Annotated in this window: 5 protein-coding genes and 1 pseudogene; 5 read left to right on the plus strand and 1 reads right to left on the minus strand. The window is 67.7% G+C overall.

Going from position 1 to position 3,861, the window contains the following annotated elements; genetic code table 11:
- Together Q0C81_RS17235 and Q0C81_RS17240 are read left to right on the plus strand one after the other, a co-directional pair.
- Positions 1-210: pseudogene (locus Q0C81_RS17235) on the plus strand (hypothetical protein); the annotation flags it as partial.
- A gap of 19 nt (positions 211-229) precedes the next feature.
- On the plus strand, positions 230-1,648 hold the full coding sequence (locus tag Q0C81_RS17240) for an NAD(P)(+) transhydrogenase (Re/Si-specific) subunit beta (protein WP_291840900.1): 1,419 nt from the start codon (positions 230-232) through the stop codon (positions 1,646-1,648).
- Between the two features lie 7 nt (positions 1,649-1,655).
- Here Q0C81_RS17240 and Q0C81_RS17245 read toward each other — a convergent pair whose 3' ends face one another.
- On the minus strand, positions 1,656-2,234 hold the full coding sequence (locus Q0C81_RS17245; protein WP_291840903.1) for a TetR/AcrR family transcriptional regulator: 579 nt from the start codon (positions 2,232-2,234) through the stop codon (positions 1,656-1,658).
- 72 nt (positions 2,235-2,306) lie between these two features.
- Here Q0C81_RS17245 and Q0C81_RS17250 point away from each other — a divergent pair, with 72 nt between their 5' ends.
- The 3 genes from Q0C81_RS17250 to Q0C81_RS17260 all read left to right on the plus strand — a co-directional run.
- Positions 2,307-2,735 (plus strand): hypothetical protein, encoded by a 429-nt coding sequence (locus tag Q0C81_RS17250; protein ID WP_291840906.1) that lies wholly within the window; start codon positions 2,307-2,309, stop codon positions 2,733-2,735.
- A 23-nt stretch (positions 2,736-2,758) separates the two neighbouring features.
- Complete coding sequence (locus Q0C81_RS17255; RefSeq protein ID WP_291840909.1) at positions 2,759-3,178, plus strand: DUF1801 domain-containing protein; 420 nt, start codon at positions 2,759-2,761, stop codon at positions 3,176-3,178.
- Between the two features lie 49 nt (positions 3,179-3,227).
- On the plus strand, positions 3,228-3,861 hold a 634-nt coding region (locus Q0C81_RS17260; RefSeq protein WP_291840911.1), incomplete at its 3' end, for an acyltransferase.

Consider the following 3,861-nt stretch of genomic DNA (forward strand, 5'->3'; position numbering starts at 1 on the left):
AACAACTATGACCGGGAAGCCTGGATCAACCAGCTGACCGACGAGGGCTCCGGGCCGTCCCGGGGTCGCATGCCGCTGGACACCGGCCATTGCCGGGTGACCAAGACGGGCGGCGAGGGGCCGGTGGCCATCGCCGTCGGCCGCCCGGGCAAGGTCGAGACCGCCGTGGCGCGGGCCGTCGGTGAATCGGCGACGGCGGGACTGTTCTGATGACGAGTGGGGGAACGGAATGAACGCATCCATCGCGGCCCTGGCCTATCTGGTCTCCGGCGTCCTGTTCATCCTGTCGCTGCGCGGGCTTTCGAGCCCCGAGACCAGCCGGCGCGGCAACACCTTCGGCATGATCGGCATGGCGTTGGCCGTCGGTGTGACCCTGCTGACGCTGTGGGCCAGCAAGGCCATGGACCCGCTGACCCTGGGCCTGATCGCCGGCGGCGTGGTCATCGGCGGCGGCGCGGGCGCCCTGATCGCGGGCCGGGTCCAGATGACCCAGATGCCCCAGCTGGTGGCCGCCTTCCACAGCCTGGTCGGCATGGCCGCCTGTCTGGTCGCGGTGGGCGCGGTCTACGCCCCGGACAGCTTCGGCATCGCCACGGCCGCGGGCGGCATCAAGACCCTGTCGATCATCGAGCTAAGCCTCGGCGTCGCCATCGGCGCCGTCACCTTCACCGGCTCGGTGATCGCCTTCGCCAAGCTGAACGGCAACATGAGCGGCGCCCCGATCATCCTGCCCGCCCGGCACCTGATCAACATCGCCCTGGCCCTGGGCCTGGTCCTGCTGATCGGCGTCATGATCGGCTCGGGCGGCACGGCGACCTGGGCCTTCTGGGGCGTGTTCGCCATCGCCCTGATCCTGGGCGCGACCCTGATCATCCCCATCGGCGGCGCCGACATGCCGGTGGTGGTGTCGATGCTCAATTCCTACTCCGGCTGGGCCGCGGCGGCGCTGGGCTTCACGCTGGAGAACATCGCCCTGATCATCACCGGGGCGCTGGTCGGCAGCTCGGGCGCGATCCTGAGCTACATCATGTGCAAGGGCATGAACCGCAGCTTCATCAGCGTCATCCTGGGCGGCTTCGGCGGCGGAGACGCGGCGGCCGGCCCGGGCGGCGCGGTCGAGACGCGGCCGGTCAAGCAGGGCTCGGCCGAGGACGCGGCCTTCATCATGAAGAACGCCTCAAAGGTCATCATCGTGCCCGGCTACGGCATGGCGGTGGCCCAGGCCCAGCACGCCCTGCGCGAGATGGCCGACAAGCTGAAGGAGGAGGGGGTCGAGGTGAAATACGCCATCCACCCCGTGGCCGGCCGCATGCCCGGCCACATGAACGTCCTGCTGGCCGAGGCCAACGTGCCCTATGACGAGGTGTTCGAGCTGGAGGACATCAACTCCGAGTTCGGCAGCTGCGACGTGGCCTTCGTCATCGGCGCCAACGACGTGACCAATCCGGCGGCCAAGACCGACCCGACCAGCGCCATCTACGGCATGCCGATCCTGGACGTGGAGAAGGCCGGCACCGTGCTGTTCATCAAGCGCGGCATGGCGGCGGGCTATGCCGGCGTCGAGAACGAGCTCTTCTTCCGCGACAACACCATGATGCTGTTCGCCGACGCCAAGAAGATGGTCGAAGGGATCGTGAAGAGCCTTTAGGCCCTACTCATTCCGCGCCGTCGGAATCCAGAACCACGTTGACGATGGCCATCCAGGCGCGGTCGTCCGCCAGTTCGGGATTATAGGTTCGGGCGACGAAGAGCCCCAGAAGCGTCATGTAGAGCCCCCGCGCGGCGACGTCGGCGACGTCGGCCGGACGTCCCAGCCGTTCAAGTTCCGCGGCGATGTAGGCGATGCGGCTGGCGTCAACGCGCCGCATGGTGACTCGCGCCGAGTCATCGACGGCGGCCCAGGCCCGCAGGGCGTTTTCAGCTTTCGCCGCATCGACGCCGTGCACCAGTCGGTCCATCGCCTGCAGGGCGACATTGCGGAGGCGATCGGCGGCGTTCGGGATATCCCAGGCATTGGCGATCAGCTGATCGGTGAGATCCGTCTCCCACAGGGTCAGCAGATCGGCGAGCAGGTCGTGACGGTCCTTGAAGTGCCAATAGAACGATCCCCGGCTGACCTGGAGACTCTTCGCCAGCCGGTCGATCTTCACCGCGTCCACGCCGCCTTCCGCCAACGCACCCAGCCCCGCCAGTGTCCAATCTGTTCGGGTCAGGGAGATCTGGGGGGCTGTCATTCGCCAACCATACACCACTGTATTGACAGCTGCCAACCGGGCGACCATACAGAAGTGTATGGAGGTGAAGGCATGACACTTTATCGGCTGGGTTGCTTCGGCCTGATCGGGCTGGGCCTCCTTCATCTCGCTGTGCTTGGTCTGGACGCGTTCAGCTATGCGGGAGATCTGGCGAGGGGCCGGTTGTGGACCTGGGAGCACTGGGGACCGCTGGCTGGGCAGCGCCCGGAGTTGGTCGCCGGCGGCTTCGCGTTCTGGTCCACGATCGGCAGTTTCGCGGTCCCGGTCATGGGACTGGGAACTCTTCTGGTCGATCTTGATCGACGCGGCGTGCTTGTGCCGCGCGGGGTGTTCATCGGCCTGGGGGTATGGTTGCTGGTCTGCTCGGCCCTGATGCCGCCCAGCGGTTTTCCGTTCGCGCTCGTGGTGATCGCCGCGCTGCTTTTCGCAAGGCAGGGCGGGACGCGGCGGCCTGTAGCGGGAAGCGCCGTCCGGAGGTAGGCTCGCGACCGGAGGGATGTCTCATGGCCAGCGAACCCAAGACCCGCCCCACCGACGTCCCCGTCGCCGACTTCATCGCCGCCGTCGAAAACCCGCGTCGTCGGGCCGACGCCGAGGTGGTGCAGGCGATGATGGCCGAGGCCTCGGGCGAGCCCGCCGTGATGTGGGGGCCGTCGATCATCGGCTACGGCAGCTATCGCGGGGCGACCGGCGACTGGCCGATCATCGGCTTCTCGCCGCGCAAGGCGAACCTGGTCCTCTATGTCGCGCGTGACTTCGATGGAGTGGACGACGTGCTGGCGCGGCTGGGCAAGCACAAGGCCAGCGTGGGCTGCCTGTATGTGAACCGGCTGGATGATCTGGACCCGGCGGTGTTGCGCGAACTGGTGCAGCGGTCGGTGGCGTGGATGCGGGCCAAAGCCCCCGGCGCCGGGGGCTGCTGACAAGCCCCTATCGCGCGCCAGCGGGCGGCGCTAACACGCGCCCGTGAACATGCCTGCTCAACCCGCCAACGCCGCCCACCACCGCTTCGAGGCGCTGGATTCCCTGCGCGGGGTCTGCGCCATCCTGGTCGTCATGTTCCACATGCCGGTGGCCAGTCATTGGCGCGACTGGGGCCTGATCCAGCACGGCTATCTGTTCGTCGACTATTTCTTCGTCCTGTCGGGCTTCGTCATCGCCCATGCCTATGCTGCGCGGCTGAAGACGCCGCGGGACGCCGGGCGGTTCATGGTGCGGCGGCTGGGCCGGGTCTGGCCCCTGCATGTCCTCATGCTGGCGGCCTTCATCGGGCTGGAGCTGCTGCGGCTGTGGACCCATTTCGACAGCGTGACCCCGTTCGCGCGCGACCGCTCGGTCGAGTCGATCTTCACCAACCTGCTGCTGATCCAGGCCTACAACCTGCATGGCTTCCTGACCTGGAACGGCCCGGCCTGGACGCTGAGCGTCGAGGTCGGTTGCTATGTCGTCTTCGCCGCCCTGGTGCTGGCCCTCCCGCGCGGCTGGCGCTGGGTCGGGGCGGTGCTGGCGGTGATCGGCGGGATCTTGGTGCTGACCCTGGCTCCGCGCTGGATGAACACCACCCACGACCAGGCCTTCCCGCGGGCGGTGTACGGCTTCTTCCTGG

The organism is Brevundimonas sp. (assembly GCF_023259385.1).
GTDB lineage: Bacteria > Pseudomonadota > Alphaproteobacteria > Caulobacterales > Caulobacteraceae > Brevundimonas.

What these genes read in the sequence shown, in the direction of transcription:
- Q0C81_RS17250 (WP_291840906.1), top strand. Translation starts at nt 2,307, where the DNA reads ATGACACTTTATCGGCTGGGTTGCTTCGGCCTGATCGGGCTGGGCCTC.
- Q0C81_RS17240 (WP_291840900.1), top strand. Translation starts at nt 230, where the DNA reads ATGAACGCATCCATCGCGGCCCTGGCCTATCTGGTCTCCGGCGTCCTG.
- Q0C81_RS17245 (WP_291840903.1), bottom strand. Translation starts at nt 2,234, where the DNA reads ATGACAGCCCCCCAGATCTCCCTGACCCGAACAGATTGGACACTGGCG.
- Q0C81_RS17255 (WP_291840909.1), top strand. Translation starts at nt 2,759, where the DNA reads ATGGCCAGCGAACCCAAGACCCGCCCCACCGACGTCCCCGTCGCCGAC.